Raw genomic sequence first — 16101 nt, forward strand, 5'->3', positions numbered from 1 at the left:
CTTTGATGAATGCCTTTGAGGCAAGGTCGGAACTACAGCGTCTGATTTCCCACAGTGTCGAGAGTCTGTTCGCCGAACAGGTTACCCCTGCCCTGCTGGCCCGCTTCGACGCCGGTGAACCGGCCAAGGCGCTGTGGCAACTGGTCAGTGAACTCGGCCTGCCCAACGCGTTGGCACCCGAGGCATTGGGCGGCAGCGACGCCTCCTGGCTGGAAGTAAGCCCGATCCTGCGCGCGCTCGGTTACTGGCAAGTGCCACTGCCGTTGGCAGAGAGCCTGCTTGCCAGCGCGCTCTTGGCGCACGCCGGGCTGCAAGTGCCGGAAGGTCCTTTGACAGTGATCCAGGTGGGCCGCCAGAACGACCTGCGCCTGACGGCCAAGGGAGAACTGCACGGCCGCGCCTTCAACGTGCCCTGGGGACGCGAATGTCGTTGGGCGGTGGTAGCAGTCGGCAAGCGCTTGGCACTGGTCGATCTGAAACAAGCGGCTGTCGTCGTTGCTCCCGCCAGCAACTTTGCCAGCGAACCGATGGATACGCTCAGCTTCAGCGACGCCCCCAGCCAGGCACTGGGTGAATTGCGCCTGGATGGCATCGACGAACCGGTCTGGACGCTAGGTGCGATGCTGCGTGCTTGTGTCCTGGTCGGCGCCCTGGAGGCGGTTCTGGACAAGACGGTGGCGTACGCCAACGAACGCGTGCAGTTCGGCAAACCGATCGGCAAGCAACAAGTGCTGCAGCAGTACTTGGCGCAATTGGCTGGCGCCACCGGCGCTGCACGCATGGCCTGCCACGTTGCATTGGGCAGTGCCACCGATGCGTTCGCCCATCAGCCTCACAGGCTGGTGTTCGATACCGCAGTCGCCAAAGTCTGCGCGGGTGAAGCGGCAAGCCTGGCCTGCTCGGTGGCTCATCAGGTATTCGGCGCCATCGGTTTCACCCATGAGCACAGCCTACATTTCGCCACGCGCCGACTGTGGTCCTGGCGCGATGAGTTCGGCAGCGACACTCAATGGGCCCAGGTATTGGGTGAATCGGCCATCGCGGCAGGCAGCGCCGGCTTTTGGAAAGGTCTGACCGACCCCAGCCTGTAGACAGAGCAGCACCCGATCTGCGCCTGTTGGCGCAGGCGGGTTTTTCAACCATCCGCTTCGCTATTGCGAACCTTGTGAGAACAGCCCCATGAAAGAGAAAGTCATCATAGCCGGCGTCGGCATGATTCCCTTCACCAAACCAGGTGCCAGCGCAAGTTACACCGAGATGGGCGCAGAAGCGTTGCGCCAGGCGCTTAAAGACGCCGGTATCAGTTACGACCTCGTGCAGATGGCATTTGCCGGCTACGTTTATGGCGACTCCACCTGCGGCCAGTCGGCGATCTACCAGGTTGGCCGCACTGCCATCCCTATCATCAACGTCAACAACAACTGCTCCACCGGCTCGACTGCACTGTACCTGGCCCGTGCCGCAGTCATGAACGGTGAAGTCGATTGCGCGCTTGCCCTGGGCTTCGAGCAGATGCGCCCGGGCGCACTGAAATCGAACTGGGATGATCGTCCGGTGCCTCGTGAACCGTTCCTTCCAATTCTGAACGAACTGACCGCCGATGCCGGCGATCTACCCGGCACGCTGCGTACTTTTGGCGGCGCTGGTCGTGAACACATGATCAGGTACGGCACCAAACTGGAAACCTTCGCAGCTATCCGCGCCAAGGCCAGCCGTCACGCGGTCAACAATCCCCTGGCCTTGTTCCGCAAGGAGCTGACTGTCGAAGACGTGATGAACGACCAGGTGATGTGGCCTGGCGTCATGACCCGACTGATGGCATGCCCGCCGACCTGCGGCGCGGCGGCGGCGATTGTCTGCAGTGAAAAATTCGCCCGCCGCCATGGCATGCGCAGCGACGTGGCCATCCTTGCCCAGGCCTTGACCACAGACCCGGTCGAGTCTTTCGAGCCGCCCTCGATGATCAGCTACGTTGGCTTCCAGATGGCGCAGGCGGCTGCGCAGAAGGTCTATGAGCAAGCAGGTATCGGCCCGCAGGACATTCGTGCGGTAGAACTGCATGACTGTTTTGCCCACAACGAACTGCTGACCTACGAAGCGCTCGGCTTGTGTCCAATCGGTGGTGCCGAGAAATTCATTCTTGATGGCGACAACACCTATGGCGGCCGAGTAGTGACCAACCCCTCTGGCGGGCTCCTATCGAAAGGCCATCCGCTGGGTGCCACCGGGCTTGCACAATGCTATGAACTGACCCATCAACTGCGCGGCAGCGCCGGCGCCCGTCAGGTTGAAGGGTTGAACATCGGTTTGCAACATAACCTGGGACTAGGCGGAGCCTGCGTGGTGACAATGTTCGGGAGAAACTGAGGCAAAGATCGAGCACATTTTCGCCTGAAGACCACAAGGCCCCCACCCAAGGGGGCCTACTACCGGTCTATCAATGGAACGGAAAGATGTAGTTCATCCAAGCCGCCATCCGCAACAGAATCTTGCGCATCGTACCAATGTGCTCGAAATGCTTGCTGTAGACCGCCGCCTGCCCATAAGCCCCGCCCGGCATCTGATCCTTGTACGGCGCAAACGCCGGGTCGGTAATCTCGATAATCACCGGCACCCGCCCGGCAGGCGGTGACCCGGTATAACCGATCAACGTCCCCGAAGGCTGCACCTGACCCTCGGCAATCACCGTAATCACATTCGTCACCTGGCCCTTGAACACCTTGCCAGGAATACCATCGAAGGCGACCTCCGCCTCATCACCCGCGACCAGACGCAACAAGCTGTTTTGCCGCATCCAGGCGGCAAAATACTGCCCCTCCTGAGGAATGAACACCATCGACGGCCGCAACGGCAGCCGGGTCGCCATCATCCCCGGGCGCAACGACACATGAGTCACGAAACCCTTACTCGGTGCCCGCACCACCGTGTTATCCAACTCGAACTGAGCATTGCCGATCTGCGCCTGCAAGTCATCAACCCGAGCGATGGCAGCCTCCAGTTCACGGCGCGTACCAAAGTTGCGCTTGATCAACTCGCTCATCCGCGACAGGTCACCCCTGGCGGCCAACTGCTGGGCCTTGAGCGACTTGAGCCGGTACTCGAACGGCGCCGGGTCGATGCGAAACAACACATCACCCTTGTCCAGCAATTCGTTGCCTTGTACAGGCACCTCAATCACTTTACCGGAGACCACCGGCACCACCGGCACCGAGACAAAATAAGACCGCGCCACCTCCGAATAAGGGTGGTTGTAGTTCATGGTAAAAATCAGCGCGCCGACAATTAATACGCCGCCGAGCACTGCAGTAGGCACGGTCCATTTGTTCAGGGGAATGCGAAACAGTTTGAAGATGGCAACGCAAATGGCGGCGTAGGTCAGAATAAGTAACAGGTCCATAGGCTAGTTACCCCCGCCGGTTTCAATCGGAGCATTCCCAGTCTTTGCCTGGTTCGCCTCCAAATGAGCCACGCGCTGTTGCAACTCCAGCAATTGGCGCTGCAGGTCGGCCGCCGGGGATTGGTTGCCGGCACCTATTCCCCAGCCGCGATCCTCACGGTAGAGCATGGCCCAGATCCACAGGAACGGCCAAAGCGCATGCAAAGTGAACAGACTGACCCACCCGGTCGCATGAATGGCATCCTGATGCGGATGATTGCGATGAACAGCGATTTCGTAGGGAATGTCATGAAGGACGATAATGCCGTAGAACAACACCAACCCAGCAAAAATCAACACACCTAATGCAAAGTAATCAAGCATGGCTGCTCCGAAACGCAATAAAGCGAAAGTGGTAGGTAGAGTCTAATCAATCATTGCTTTTTTACCGCGAATTTCACCGTTGTCTTCGCTGTTTTTACGCCGACGTGATTCAAGCAGTGCGACGAAGCTCGACAAGCTCTGCGACACCGTGCCGCGCCGCCATACCAGCCAGGTATTGAGGTAACGAAATTCCTCCGACAACGGCCAGACACTGACCGTGGCGCAGCCCGGCATACTCTCCAACATACTCCGCGGCATCAGTGCCAGGCCCGCACCGGCGCTGACGCAGGCAAGCATTCCGTGGTACGACTCGATCTCGAAAATCTTGCCTGGCATCGCCTCATCGGTATTGAACCAACGCTCGAAATGATGGCGGTAGGAGCAATTGGAGCGGAACGCGTAGATGTTCTCGCCGTTGACGTCCTGGGCACGCTTGATCGGTCCATGGTTGAGCGGCGCGATCAGCACCATTTCTTCCTCGAACACCGGAACCCCATCCAGCGCCGGGTGCAGCACCGGGCCGTCGACGAAAGCCGCCACCAGGCGTCCGGACACCACACCGTCGATCATCGCCCCTGAAGGCCCGGTGGAAAGATCCAGTTCAACCTTGCTGTATTGCTGGTTGTAGGCAGCCAGCAATGCCGGAATACGCACCGCCGCCGTGCTTTCTAGCGAACCTAGGGAAAACGGCCCGCGAGGCTCCTCGCCTGCCACGGTCATGCGCGCTTCTTCAACCAGAGTGAGAATGCGCCAGGTGTAATCAAGAAAGGTCCAGCCCGCCGGCGACAGCCGCAGCCGGCTTTTTTCGCGGATAAACAACTCGACGCCAAGATCGGTCTCCAGTTGCTTGATACGCGTGGTCAAGTTCGACGGTACCCGGTGAATATGCTGGGCCGCGACGCTGATGCTGCCGTGCTCGGCCACGGCTTTGAAGATTTCCAGCTGAACCAGATCCACATCATTCTCCAATCGTGAACGAAAGGCTCATTATTATTCAGTTTTCAAAACATGCATAGCGCTCTACGCTGGCAATGTTCCCTAATTCTTGCAGGACAGTGCCATGACCGTGTTCTCCAGCCATACCCATGCCGTGTCGATCAACCCCGCCAATGGTGAAGCCATCGGTCACTATCCCTACGCCTCTGAAGCAGACTTGGATGCCGCACTGACCCGTGCAGCGGGCGGCTTCAACCAATGGCGCCGTACCCCGGTGGCCGAACGTGCGCAGCGGGTGCTGGCGCTGGCCACTGCGATCCGCGACAACGCCGAGGCCATGGCGAAAATGATCACCCTGGAAATGGGCAAGCCGCTGGCCCAGGCCCGCGGCGAAGTGGAGAAATGCGCGCAACTGTGCGAGTGGTATGCAGCACAAGGCCCGGCCATGCTCAACGCCGAATCGACGCTGGTGGATAACGGCCAGGCTCGCATCGAATACCGGCCGCTGGGCCCGATTCTGGCGGTAATGCCGTGGAACTTCCCGGTCTGGCAGGTGCTGCGTGGCGCAGTACCGGCGCTCATCGCCGGCAACACCTACGTACTCAAGCACGCCCCGAATGTGATGGGCAGCGCCTACCTGCTGCTCGACGTCATCAAGCAGTCCGGCCTGCCAGACGGTGTGTTTGAAGTCATCAACGTCACCCCAGAGGGTGTTTCCCAGGCCATCAAGGATCCGCGCATCGCTGCCGTCACCTTGACGGGCAGCGTGCGCGCTGGCATCGCCATCGGTGCCCAGGCCGGTGCAGCGTTGAAGAAATGTGTGTTGGAGCTGGGCGGTTCCGATCCGTTTATCGTCCTTAACGACGCCAACCTCGATGAAGCGGTGAAAGCCGCCGTGGTCGGCCGCTACGCCAACACTGGCCAGGTTTGCGCCGCGGCCAAGCGCTTGATCGTTGAACAGGGTGTGGTCGAAGCCTTCACCGAAAAATTCCTCGAAGCCACACGCAAGCTGGTCATGGGTGACCCGCTGTCGGAGCAGACGTACCTTGGTCCGATGGCGCGCTTCGATCTGCGCGACGAGCTCGACGAGCAGGTCCAGGCCACCCTGGCCGAAGGCGCTACCCTACTGCTCGGTGGCCATAAGGTCGACGGTGCGGGCAACTTCTACGCCCCGACCGTACTGGCCGATGTAACCGACCAAATGACCTCGTTCCGTCAGGAACTGTTCGGGCCAGTAGCCTCGATCATCACTGCCCGTGACGCCCGCCATGCTCTGGAGCTGGCAAACGACAGCGAATTTGGCCTGGCATCGACTCTCTACACTCAGGACTTGGAGCTGGCAGCCCAACTGACTGAAGAACTGGACACCGGCGGCGTGTTCATCAACGGCGTCTGTGCTTCCGATCCGCGGGTTACGTTCGGCGGGATCAAGAAGAGTGGTTTTGGCCGTGAGCTCTCGCACTTCGGTGTTCGCGAGTTCTGCAACGCCCAGACCGTCTGGCTGAACCGCCGCGGCTGAGTGACCAACGGTCAGGTGGCGTTGGCAAGGCTTACGTGAGCGTTGTGGGCAATGGGCTAAACTCTAGCTCGGGGTCTGGCAATACAACGCCACCGGAGGTGCATCATGAGCCAGTACCAACGCCTGTTCCTGATGGTCGGCGCCGAGATGCGCCACACACCAGCACTGGAGCGTGCTGCCGCCCTGGCACACGCGACCGGTGCCACGTTGCATATCTGTGCCATCGTCGAGGAGCTCGACACCCTTGGCCTGATCAGCGGCGACGAACACCGCAACCAGACCCGCCTGGAGAACAACCTGCAGTGGCTTGCCGACGAAGCCACCTTGCTGCATGAAAATGGCATTCGTGTCAGCACCGAAGCCCTCCTGACCCGCGACGTGCTGGGCGCAGCACTGGCCCAGGTGCAGGAAGTCGAAGCGGATTTGCTGATCAAGGATGTGCAGCACGAAGCGGCGTACAAACGCCTGTTGTTCACACCGCTGGACTGGCAATTGCTACGCGAGTGCAACTGCCCGGTACATCTGGTTTCGGCCGTGCATTGCCCACTGCCCCGTGTGGTGGTGGCAGCTGTCGACCCGACCCACCCTGAACACCCGCACAACGACCTCAACGAAACCGTCATTCAGGCCGCCAGCGACCTGGCACGCCAATGCAATGCCGAACTGCATCTGCTGCATGTGTGCGACAGCGCCCATACCCACATGTCCGACTTTGGCGCCGGCACCGTGACCGTACCAGGTTTCGACAGCAACGTACGCAAATCCATTCACAAGGTCTTCGAACGCCTTGCCGAACGCCATGGCGTACCCGTGGAGCGCCAGCATTTTCTTTCTGCGCCGATCACCCGCAGCATTGCCGAGTTCGTCGCCCATAGCCGTACCGATGTGCTGGTGATGGGCAATCATCCACGCAAACTGCTCGAACGCCTGACCGGCAGCACCACCGAGCATGTGCTCGATCACACCTTGTGCAATGTGCTGGCGGTCAAGGCCGCAGGGTGACGCAAGCGCACGCCAGCCGCGTGGCCGTCCATTGCCGTGGACTACTCGCGCCAGCGCGACCGGCTAATCTGCAGGTTGTAGCCGCGGCCATGCTGCAGGGCACGCGGCTCAGCGGTGTCCAAGCCAATCGATAAACAGCGCAAACAGCTCGGACTGCGAATTTATTTCAAGCTTGAGGTAGAGGTTCTTGCGGTGCATGCGCACGGTCTCAGGGGAAATACCGAGTTCGCTGGCCGTGGATTTCACAGAGTGACCGCGCAGAATCATGTGGGCAACTTCGCGCTCACGATCCGTCAGCACCTGGCAGCCAAAACTGTCGAAGGCGGCTTGAATGCTGTTGTGTTCAGTATCAGCAGGCGCCTGCGCCAGACCGTGCTGGGCAAAGCGGGCCAGCAGGTCGCGAATCATCGGTTCGACCGCACGCAGCAGATTGACCTGCTCCGGGGCCAGGCGCGAGCCGCTGCAGCCCTGGAACAAACTCAGGGAAATCTTGCGCGCAGCGCCGACATCGGCAATGAAGTAGCTGTCTTCGCTGCAGCCGGTACCCAAGTAATAGGCCTTGTAGTAGTCGCTGTCGAAAAAGTGGTCCGGTGCGATGTCTTCCAGGTGATAGAAACCTTGGGCCAGGCCGCTCTCCACGGCCAGGCAGAACGGATCGAGCAAGTAGCCGGCAGCAAAGTAGCGATTGAGGATGGCATCGCGGTGCTGCTCGGGAATCCCTTGCTGATACAGCAACTGTGGCGCTTGGCCCTGGCACTCTAGACTGATCATCATCGATTCGACCGCCACCAATTGACTGATGGCCGCCGCCAGGTGCTCAAGGGCATCGGCCGTTTCTATATGGGCGCAGGCGTTCTGCAGCGCTGCATGCCATTGCTGCAAGGCGCCCAGGGACAGGCAGACGGGAGTTTCCAGGGATGCATGGCTCATGCCCCGCAGTCTACCTGCTGGGCCACGAGCCTGCACCTGGGCAATGGCGCCAAGCCTCACCCTCATGTACCGCTGTACAAGCCTTCGCGGCGTAGTTCGTTGGCGGTTTCGACGATGCATTGGCGCAAGGTCTCGACGATTTCGTCGACCTGGGCATGAGTGATGATCAGCGGCGGCGACATCACGTTCAGGTGCATGATCGGGCGTACCAACAGACCCTTGGCCTGGGCGCGGCGGTGGATACGCTCACCGATGTTCACCGCATCGGCAAACAATGCCTTGCTGCGCTTGTCGGCGACAAACTCTACGCATGCCATCAACTTCATGCAGCGCACATCGCCCACCAGTGGCAGTTCACGCAAGCTTTGCAAACGCTGTTCAAGGTAACCACCCACCTCCTTGACGTGATCGAGCAGCTTCTCGCGCTCGATGATCTCGATGTTTTTCAGTGCCGCCGTACAGCACACCGGGTGACCACTGTAGGTAAAGCCGTGGGTGAAACAACGGCCCTTGCCCGGTTCGGCAATCACCTTCCAGATCCGCTCGGAGAAGATACACGCTCCCAGTGGCAGATACGCCGAAGTCAGGCCCTTTGCAGTGGTAATGATATCCGGCTGCACGCCGAACAGTTCTTCACTGGCAAAGAAGGTGCCCAGGCGGCCAAATGACGTCACCACTTCATCGGCGACGAAAAGAATGTCGTAGGTCTGGCAGACCTGCCACATCCGCAGGAAATAGTCCTTGGGCGGGATGATCACACCGCCTGAACCCATGATCGGTTCGGCAAAGAATGCCGCGACGTTGTCAGCGCCCAGCGAGAGGATCTTGTCTTCGAACTCGGCCACCAGGAAGTCAAGAAATTCGGCTTCGTCCATATCATCCGGTGCCCGGTACGGGTTGGGATTGGACACATGATGGATCAGCTCGTTGGCGTAATCGAACTCCGGCACCCGGTCGGCCGCCTTGTTGCCGATCGACATGGTCAAGGTGGTAGAGCCGTGATAGGCGTTGTAGCGGGCGATGACGTGTTTTTTGTCCGCTTTGCCCCGGCAGTTCTGGTAGTACTGGATCAGACGGTAAGCGGTATCGACCGCCGTCGAACCGCCGGTGGTAAGAAAGACGTGATCAAGATCACCCGGCGCAAGTTGCGCCAGCTTTTCGCACAGTTCGATGGCAACCGGGTTGGCCATGTCGGAGAACGGGTTGGAGTACGCCAGCTTGCGCACCTGATCGGCTATGGCCAGGGCCATTTCTTCGCGGCCCAGACCGATGTTGGTACACCACATGCCGCCGACGGCATCCAGAAAGCGGTTGCCATCGGTGTCGCGAATATAGGCACCCTCTCCGGCGACGATGTTCAGCGCTCCCTGCTCACGGTGCTCGTCGAATACATGGTAGCCGTGCATGTAATGGGCCTTGTCGGCTTCCACCAGAGGGTCTTGGGCAAAAACAGGTGCAACAGCATTAGTTGGCGTGGCCATGGTCAGTTCCTTGGCGAAGGTAATGAGAGAACGCTTGCTCAGAAGCCGGTCTTGACCGTGCTCCAGACGCGGGTGATCGCGCGCATATCCCGGGGTTCCTGGGTTTTCTGCGCAAAAAGCCGTTCGCGCGTGGTGGCATCGGGATAGATCGCCGGGTTGTCGCGTATGTCCGCCAGTACCTGCTCGGTGGCCGCGGCGTTACTGTTGGCGTAGTGGATGTAGTTGGTCACCTTCGCCATGTTCTGCGGCTGCAGCAGGAACTCGATGAAGCGGTGGGCGTTGGCGGTGTGCGGCGCATCCTTGGGCAGGTAAAGGTTGTCGAACCAGATCAGTGAGCCTTCCTTGGGAATGAAGAACGCCAGCTGAATATCCTTTTTCGCCTCTTCGGCACGAGCCTGGGCCGTGGCGTAGTCGCCCGACCAGGTCAGGGCCATACACACGTCGCCGTTGGGCAGGCTGGTGAGGTAGTTCACCGAGTCGAACTTCTTGATGTAGGGGCGGATGTCCAGCAACAGTTTCTCGGCCGCCTTGAGATCGGCCGGTGCCGCGCTGCGCGGATCCTTGCCCAGGTATTTGAGCGCCAGCGGGATCACCTCGGTCGGTGCATCCATCAGCGTTACACCGCAATCGGCGAAGCGTGAGACGATCTTCGGATCAAACAACATCGCCAACGAGCCAATGGGCGCATCCGGCATGCGCGCCTTGATTTTGTCGACGTTGTAGGTCACCCCAGAGCTGCCCCAGGTGTAGGGCGCCGAGTATTTGAGGCCAGGGTCGTAATCCTGGAGATTCTGCACCACCTGCGCATCGAGGTTGTGCCAACTGGGCAGTTGCTGCTTGTCCAGTGCCTGGAATACGCCCGCCTTGATCAACGGCGGCACGAGCGAGGCATTGAGCATCACCAGGTCATAGCCGGAGCGGCCAGTGAGCAATTTGGTCTGTACGGTTTCATAACCATCGAAGGTGTCGTAGATCACCTTGATGCCGGTGGCCTTTTCAAAATCGGCCAGAGTCGTTTCGCCAATGTAGTCCGTCCAGTTGTACAACCTGAGTGTATTGCCGGTATCCACCTCGGTGGCCAGGGTGGCCGTGGCGGTGGACGCCAGCAACAGACTGCACATCACCTTCAGTGCCTTGCGCATAGCAACTCCGTCGTGTGACTGCTCAGGGTGAGCCGATGGCGTTACTATCAGGTGATTCACGGGCGCCGACCATAACCCGAATGGGTGGGTGTCGCGCAGAGGCTCGCAATAGCTTCAGGCGTTTGGCGATTGAGTGCTCATGGTGCCACTTCCAGGCTTGCCGCCTGATGGGTGGGATAGTCCGAATAGCCGCGTGCCCCCGGGGTGTAGAGGGTATGACGGTCGAAGCCAGCCAATGGCAAGCCCGCTTGCAGGCGCTCGACCAGATCCGGATTGGCAATGAAATGCCGGCCGAACGACACCGCATCGCCCTCGCCTGCTGCAAGCGCTGCCCGCGCCGTTGGCCCGTCAAAGCCATCATTGAGAATCACGCCGCTGTTGCTGTGCTGGCGCGCCAGGGCGAAGGCGTCGATGCCAGGCACAGGTGAGCGCATGATGTGCAGGTAAGCCAGACCCAGCGGCGCTACTGCTGCGCACAACGCTGTAGCCGTAGCCAGCGGATCGGCATCCTCAATGTCGTTGTAGCTGTTGCCTGGGCATTGGCGATAGCCAACCCGACCGGCGCCGATAGCGCCCGCCATGGCCTGTAATACCTCCTTGGCAAAGCGCACTCGATTGTCAGCACTCCCGCCATAGGCATCGGTACGCAGGTTACTGCCCGAGGCCATGAACTGCATGGGCAGGTAACCACTGGTGCAATGCAATTCGACGCCGTCAAAGCCTGCTTCACGGGCGTTGATCGCCGCCTGGCGGTACTCGCCGATGGTCGCTTCAATACCTTCCAGGCTCAGGGCCTGAGGTTCGTCGGTGTCCACCATACCGGCGATATCGCTGAACAGTCGGGTCTGTGCCCGCAACGCCGAAGGCGCTACGGTCGCCGCCGTTTCAGGCTTGTTGTAGCGACTCGCGGCGCGCCCCACATGCATCAATTGCAGGACGATACGGCCACCGCGCTCATGCACCGCGTCGGTCACCTGCCGCCAGCCGGCAATCTGTGCAGCTGTGTAGATGGCCGGGGTGCGGCAATAACCCAGGCCGTTGGCCGACGGCGCTGTACCTTCGGCAATGATCAGTCCGGCACTGGCGCGCTGGCGATAGTAGTCAACCATCTCGGCACCCGGCAGCGCATCGGCGCTGGCACGGCTGCGGGTCATCGGCGCCATGACAATACGGTTGGCCAATTGCAGTTCACCCAGGCGCAGCGGCTCGAACAAGATACTCATCTCAGCTCCTTCACTTCTTGGAAATTCCCGACCGCGACTGAATCGCGCTGCGGGTCGGCAGCGCGTGCAGCGTGGCTGCCGACCTAGCCGCTGTTTGCCGGCTTACATGTACAGGATCACCAGGTCATTGATCACCGAAGGACGATCACTGCCCACCACATGGGTGTTCACTTCCAGGGTCAGTTGGGTGCCACGTTTGACCCGTGCCACCTGCTTGACCCGGGCCCGGGCATGGATGCGCGAACCGGCAGGTACTGGCGCCGGGAAGCGCAAGCGGTCGGAGCCGTAGTTGACCATGGTGCTGAAGCCGGTGATTTCGTAACCCAGCGACAGTTGCAGTCGCGATTGCAGCACCTGCACCAGCGCACCGTGGGCAATGGTGCCGCCAAACGGGCTGTCCTTGCGCGCGCGCTCAGGATCGGTGTGAATCCAGTAGTTGTCGCCCGAGAGCTTGGCAAAGGCATCGATCAGTTCCTGGTCGACCTCAACCTCGTTGCTCCACTCACTGAAGGTGTCGCTGACCAGGCTTTGCAACGCCGTCTCGTCATCCATCGCCACCTGGCGTGAAGGTGCTGGCGCGGCAGCCTCGGCCGCTGGGGCCTGGGCTGCACCGTTCCAGCTTTGCAGGGCGGCGCTGTCTTGCTCCATACCGGTAAAACGCAGCAACCGCGAACCCTTGGCATCCACTTCGGCGAACACCGGTTGCAGACGCATACCGATGCGGATCTGTTCCTCTTCCAGCCCCACCAGCGTGGTGTTGATGCGCACGCCTTCATCCAGTTCGATCACCGCCAACTTCTGCGGCATTTCGTCGGCGAAATCCGGGAGCGTGGCAATGCGCGCGATGGTGAAGCTGTAGAGGCTGGCGCCGCCACTGACTTCACGCCAGGCCAGGTCATGGGCCAGGCATTTGGGGCAGTGGCGACGCGGGTAAAACACCCAGTGTTCGCAGACGTTGCACTGCTGGATCAACAGGCGCTGGGCCTTGAGACCTTCCCAGAACGGTGCGGAAATTTCGGTTGGCACCGGCATTGGCTTATTGTTCGACATGCAGGTCATGCTCCCTGAAGAATCAATGCAGCTTGTTCACTCATCACGCCACCGGTTCCGGAGACGTAAACCGCATCGCAGCGCCCAAGCTGGCGTTCGCCCGCTTCTCCACTGATCTGTGTGACCGCCTCAATCACCTGGGACATGCCCCCGGCCGCACCGGCCTGGCCGAAGCTGAGCTGGCCACCGTGGGTATTCATCGGGAAATCGCCGCGCCAAGTCAGGTCGTGCTCACGGACAAACTGCATGCCCTCACCCTTGGCGCAGAAACCGGCGTCTTCGAGGGTCAGCAAGGCGGTAATGGTGTAGCAGTCGTAAATTTGGGCGGCATCGACATCAGTCGTTTTCAGCCCGGCCATCTCGAACGCGCGGCGCGAGGCTGGCCCCACCGGGGTGTGGATCATGTCCTTGGCGTAAGACGGCGATTTGAATGCCAGGTGTTCGCCAAAACCGGTAATGAACGCTGGGCGCTTACGGGCACGCGCGGCGACTTCCTTGGAGGCAATGATCAGTGCCGCGCCACCGGCCACCGGCATGACAATTTCCAGTACATGCAGCGGGTCGGCAACGCGCTTGCTCGCCAGCACCTGCTCGATGGTCAACGGTTGGCCGTAGAACATCGCCTGGGGATTGGCCAGGGCGTTGGTGCGCTGGTCAACGGCAATCTTGGCCATCGCAATCGGGTCATAACCGTACTGCGCGGCATAGCGCTGGGCGATCATGGCGTAGCCGGTATTCTGGCCCATGTGCCCGTACGGCAAGTCGAACTCTGCCTCCGGAGCACCGAAGGCGGTGCTGTGGCCACCGTAGCGCATGGCGCGAATCATTGCGCTGGGGTCTTCGTCTGGCCCCATAGGCGCCATCCGTGCAGGCATTACGCAGAGCACGGCCTGGCATAAGCCCAGCTCGATGGCTGCAGCGGCGCGCCATACCATGCCCACCGCCGTGCAACCGCCCAGGTCGACCACTTCGGCGAAATTGACGGTCAAGCCCAGGTACTCGGCGGCCATGGCCGGTACGAACACCGAAGCTTCATGAAAGTGCGGGCCGTTGATCACCAGACCATCGAGGTCTTCGGCACGCAGCCCTGCGTCGCGTAGCGCTTGCGCGGCCAGGTCGGCCACTTGTTCGAGGTGGAACATGCGCGGTGCAGTGGCATACTTTTCCGGCTTGTACTGCGCGGCGCCTACAATCGCCGCATGACCTTTAAGACCCATGTATCCCCCACTCGAAAGCTGTGTGCTTCGGATTTTGTTGTGTAATGACCATGCCACAACTGCTGCAGCGAGTGATCGTCCATTTTGACTAGGCCACGGCGGGCGCCAGGATCGATACAGGCCTGGCGCCGCCACGGGGATCAGAAGCTGTACTTCACCGAGAACGTGCCATAGTCACGGTCCGCCAGCAAACGCTTGACCGGATCCGCTTCACCCAGGTAGCCGGTGACCCGCAGAGCGACTTCCAGGTTGCCCAGGTACTTGAAGGTGGTGCCAACGCTCAAGCGCCGGTCGCCCTGCAGTCCCGAGATGGTCCCAGCCATTGGTGTGGCGCCGCTGAACACGTTGGAAAAGTTGACCGGTACTTCCAGGTCCCAGCCTTCAAATACGCCCGGGTAACTGAAGGATGCGCCAAGGGTGTAGGCGCTCGCAGTCTTGCTGCGCCAGGCCGTGGCGGTCTTGTAGGTGTAGTCATCGGATGGCTGCACCAGTGGACGCATCGGCGCAATCAGGCTGTCACCAAGGGCCTGCAGGTTAGGCGCCGCCGAGGCCTCGTCGACACTGTCGACACGCACGTGAACGATCTCGGCGGTCAACGAGGTCTGGCTCGCCCACGGACGATCGCCCAGGATGCGGATAGCCGAGAGCTGCATCTGCTGGCCCTTGCCACGGGCCGGAGTCGGGCCCAGGCCAGTGTTGACCATTACCGGTGCGCCATCGCGGTAGGACCACTCGCCGCCGATCTGGGTTTCACCGATTTTCGTCGAAGCGCTGATACCCGTCAGTTTTATGTCTTCAAAGTAGGTAATGCGGTAGCCATCCGGGGCGCCGAAGAACACGCCCGGACCTGCCGGGACTGCCTGGTAGCCCACCAATGCAGTGGCAGGGTTCTTGTCGTGATAATTGACATGAAACAGTGACAACTCCAGGGCTGGCACCGGACGAAAGCGAACCTGCGCACCCCACTGGCCACTGTCACGCGGTTCATCGGTGCCGCGATAGTCGATCCGAGAGCCATTGGCGCCGAGAATGAATTCCCGCCCCGGCCCTACCACGTCACTGGTAGACAAGTAGCTACCCACCGGTGGCAGTTCGGTGCCCATCCATTCATATTGCACATAGGCGCCGAAGGTCAGTTGCGGGTTCAGTCGATACGATGCCGAAACTTGTCCGACCGGCAACAGCACTTCCTTGACCTCGACCCCCGGCTGCGCTGCCTTGACCGCATCGGACGGGCTTTGCACACCACTGACACCTGGGTAGAACAGGCTCTCACCCCACGACTCGATGTGACGCCCGGCCTTGACGTCGAGCATCGAATCGTTCTCGAAACGCCAGCCACCAAACACGTAGGCGTCGAGGAACTTACTGCGGCCACCGGCGTAGTACTTGGTATCGCTGGTGAATTCATTGTGGTCGCCGTTCTTGTTGACGGTGCCCGGCGAATCGTTGTCGTTGGAGCGATGGTAGACGTCATCGTAGAAGGTACTGGCACGCAATACCGCACCATAGTTGTCCTTGCGCACGATCATTTCCGCCAGGGCACCAATGCGATTGGTCACCAGGCTGCCTTTGTCGAAGTTGCGGTCGCCGTCATCACCGTTGAGGGTCAGCAGGTCCTTGTCCGGATCGGACAAACGCACACCAAGGCCGTAGCTGGTTGTTACGGTCCAGTCGATCGTCGTTCCGTCGTCGAACTCGATGGTTTCACCGGACCATGCGGGTGTCGACACCAACGCAATCGCCACCACCAGACCAGATAACTCGAAGCCCGATACCCTTGGGCCAGCACCATATTTTTTGTTTTTATTAGTCACACTGCCTCTCCCGATAAACGACCC

The 16101-nt window shown here is 60.4% G+C and carries 14 protein-coding genes; 4 read left to right on the forward strand and 10 right to left on the reverse strand.

The window, feature by feature from the left end; translation table 11 throughout:
* The first annotated feature begins 5 nt into the window (after positions 1 to 5).
* Together D3Z90_RS13115 and D3Z90_RS13120 are read left to right on the forward strand one after the other, a co-directional pair.
* A complete protein-coding gene (locus D3Z90_RS13115) occupies positions 6 to 1091 on the forward strand; it encodes an acyl-CoA dehydrogenase family protein (protein WP_256658196.1) in 1086 nt (361 codons plus the stop codon).
* A gap of 88 nt (positions 1092 to 1179) precedes the next feature.
* Positions 1180 to 2367, forward strand: a complete 1188-nt coding sequence (locus D3Z90_RS13120; RefSeq protein ID WP_136476202.1) for a lipid-transfer protein — start codon at positions 1180 to 1182, stop codon at positions 2365 to 2367.
* A gap of 70 nt (positions 2368 to 2437) precedes the next feature.
* On the opposite strand, the gene D3Z90_RS13125 is transcribed toward D3Z90_RS13120, so the two are convergent.
* Genes D3Z90_RS13125 through D3Z90_RS13135 form a run of 3 tightly spaced genes read right to left on the reverse strand, consistent with a single transcriptional unit; the run spans position 2438 to position 4717 of the window.
* Positions 2438 to 3397 carry an HlyD family secretion protein gene (locus D3Z90_RS13125; RefSeq protein ID WP_136476203.1) on the reverse strand — a complete coding sequence of 320 codons (960 nt, stop codon included), beginning with the start codon at positions 3395 to 3397 and terminating at the stop codon, positions 2438 to 2440.
* Between the two features lie 3 nt (positions 3398 to 3400).
* A complete protein-coding gene (locus D3Z90_RS13130) occupies positions 3401 to 3760 on the reverse strand; it encodes a DUF3302 domain-containing protein (RefSeq protein ID WP_136476204.1) in 360 nt (119 codons plus the stop codon).
* A 42-nt stretch (positions 3761 to 3802) separates the two neighbouring features.
* Positions 3803 to 4717 carry a LysR family transcriptional regulator gene (locus D3Z90_RS13135; RefSeq protein ID WP_136476205.1) on the reverse strand — a complete coding sequence of 305 codons (915 nt, stop codon included), beginning with the start codon at positions 4715 to 4717 and terminating at the stop codon, positions 3803 to 3805.
* 103 nt (positions 4718 to 4820) lie between these two features.
* Here D3Z90_RS13135 and D3Z90_RS13140 point away from each other — a divergent pair, with 103 nt between their 5' ends.
* A complete protein-coding gene (locus tag D3Z90_RS13140; RefSeq protein WP_136476206.1) occupies positions 4821 to 6215 on the forward strand; it encodes an aldehyde dehydrogenase family protein in 1395 nt (464 codons plus the stop codon).
* A 105-nt stretch (positions 6216 to 6320) separates the two neighbouring features.
* Positions 6321 to 7217, forward strand: a complete 897-nt coding sequence (locus D3Z90_RS13145; protein ID WP_136476207.1) for a universal stress protein — start codon at positions 6321 to 6323, stop codon at positions 7215 to 7217.
* Between the two features lie 108 nt (positions 7218 to 7325).
* Here D3Z90_RS13145 and D3Z90_RS13150 read toward each other — a convergent pair whose 3' ends face one another.
* The 7 genes from D3Z90_RS13150 to D3Z90_RS13180 all read right to left on the reverse strand — a co-directional run bounded on the left by D3Z90_RS13150 (position 7326) and on the right by D3Z90_RS13180 (position 16077).
* Positions 7326 to 8147 carry a helix-turn-helix transcriptional regulator gene (locus D3Z90_RS13150; RefSeq protein WP_136476208.1) on the reverse strand — a complete coding sequence of 274 codons (822 nt, stop codon included), beginning with the start codon at positions 8145 to 8147 and terminating at the stop codon, positions 7326 to 7328.
* 62 nt (positions 8148 to 8209) lie between these two features.
* Positions 8210 to 9628 (reverse strand): aminotransferase, encoded by a 1419-nt coding sequence (locus D3Z90_RS13155; protein WP_136476209.1) that lies wholly within the window; start codon positions 9626 to 9628, stop codon positions 8210 to 8212.
* Positions 9629 to 9666: 38 nt separating this feature from the next.
* Positions 9667 to 10770, reverse strand: a complete 1104-nt coding sequence (locus D3Z90_RS13160) for a polyamine ABC transporter substrate-binding protein (protein WP_136476210.1) — start codon at positions 10768 to 10770, stop codon at positions 9667 to 9669.
* A 137-nt stretch (positions 10771 to 10907) separates the two neighbouring features.
* Positions 10908 to 11993 (reverse strand): alkene reductase, encoded by a 1086-nt coding sequence (locus D3Z90_RS13165; protein WP_136476211.1) that lies wholly within the window; start codon positions 11991 to 11993, stop codon positions 10908 to 10910.
* Between the two features lie 102 nt (positions 11994 to 12095).
* The gene (locus D3Z90_RS13170; RefSeq protein WP_136476212.1) at positions 12096 to 13043 is read right to left on the reverse strand and encodes a MaoC/PaaZ C-terminal domain-containing protein; all 948 of its coding nucleotides are present in this window, start codon (positions 13041 to 13043) and stop codon (positions 12096 to 12098) included.
* A 5-nt stretch (positions 13044 to 13048) separates the two neighbouring features.
* Positions 13049 to 14260 (reverse strand): thiolase family protein, encoded by a 1212-nt coding sequence (locus D3Z90_RS13175; RefSeq protein ID WP_136476213.1) that lies wholly within the window; start codon positions 14258 to 14260, stop codon positions 13049 to 13051.
* Positions 14261 to 14400: 140 nt separating this feature from the next.
* A complete protein-coding gene (locus D3Z90_RS13180) occupies positions 14401 to 16077 on the reverse strand; it encodes a DUF1302 domain-containing protein (protein WP_136476214.1) in 1677 nt (558 codons plus the stop codon).
* Between the last annotated feature and the right edge of the window lie 24 nt (positions 16078 to 16101).

The sequence above is a fragment of the Pseudomonas sp. DG56-2 genome (assembly GCF_004803755.1).
Classification (GTDB): domain Bacteria; phylum Pseudomonadota; class Gammaproteobacteria; order Pseudomonadales; family Pseudomonadaceae; genus Aquipseudomonas; species Aquipseudomonas auratipiscis.

Excerpts from the sequence above, each read along its gene's own strand:
- D3Z90_RS13145 (WP_136476207.1), top strand. The coding sequence starts at position 6,321 with ATGAGCCAGTACCAACGCCTGTTCCTGATGGTCGGCGCCGAGATGCGC.
- D3Z90_RS13155 (WP_136476209.1), bottom strand. The coding sequence starts at position 9,628 with ATGGCCACGCCAACTAATGCTGTTGCACCTGTTTTTGCCCAAGACCCT.
- D3Z90_RS13175 (WP_136476213.1), bottom strand. The coding sequence starts at position 14,260 with ATGGGTCTTAAAGGTCATGCGGCGATTGTAGGCGCCGCGCAGTACAAG.
- D3Z90_RS13150 (WP_136476208.1), bottom strand. The coding sequence starts at position 8,147 with ATGAGCCATGCATCCCTGGAAACTCCCGTCTGCCTGTCCCTGGGCGCC.
- D3Z90_RS13140 (WP_136476206.1), top strand. The coding sequence starts at position 4,821 with ATGACCGTGTTCTCCAGCCATACCCATGCCGTGTCGATCAACCCCGCC.
- D3Z90_RS13125 (WP_136476203.1), bottom strand. The coding sequence starts at position 3,397 with ATGGACCTGTTACTTATTCTGACCTACGCCGCCATTTGCGTTGCCATC.
- D3Z90_RS13120 (WP_136476202.1), top strand. The coding sequence starts at position 1,180 with ATGAAAGAGAAAGTCATCATAGCCGGCGTCGGCATGATTCCCTTCACC.
- D3Z90_RS13165 (WP_136476211.1), bottom strand. The coding sequence starts at position 11,993 with ATGAGTATCTTGTTCGAGCCGCTGCGCCTGGGTGAACTGCAATTGGCC.
- D3Z90_RS13130 (WP_136476204.1), bottom strand. The coding sequence starts at position 3,760 with ATGCTTGATTACTTTGCATTAGGTGTGTTGATTTTTGCTGGGTTGGTG.
- D3Z90_RS13160 (WP_136476210.1), bottom strand. The coding sequence starts at position 10,770 with ATGCGCAAGGCACTGAAGGTGATGTGCAGTCTGTTGCTGGCGTCCACC.
- D3Z90_RS13115 (WP_256658196.1), top strand. The coding sequence starts at position 6 with ATGAATGCCTTTGAGGCAAGGTCGGAACTACAGCGTCTGATTTCCCAC.
- D3Z90_RS13170 (WP_136476212.1), bottom strand. The coding sequence starts at position 13,043 with ATGTCGAACAATAAGCCAATGCCGGTGCCAACCGAAATTTCCGCACCG.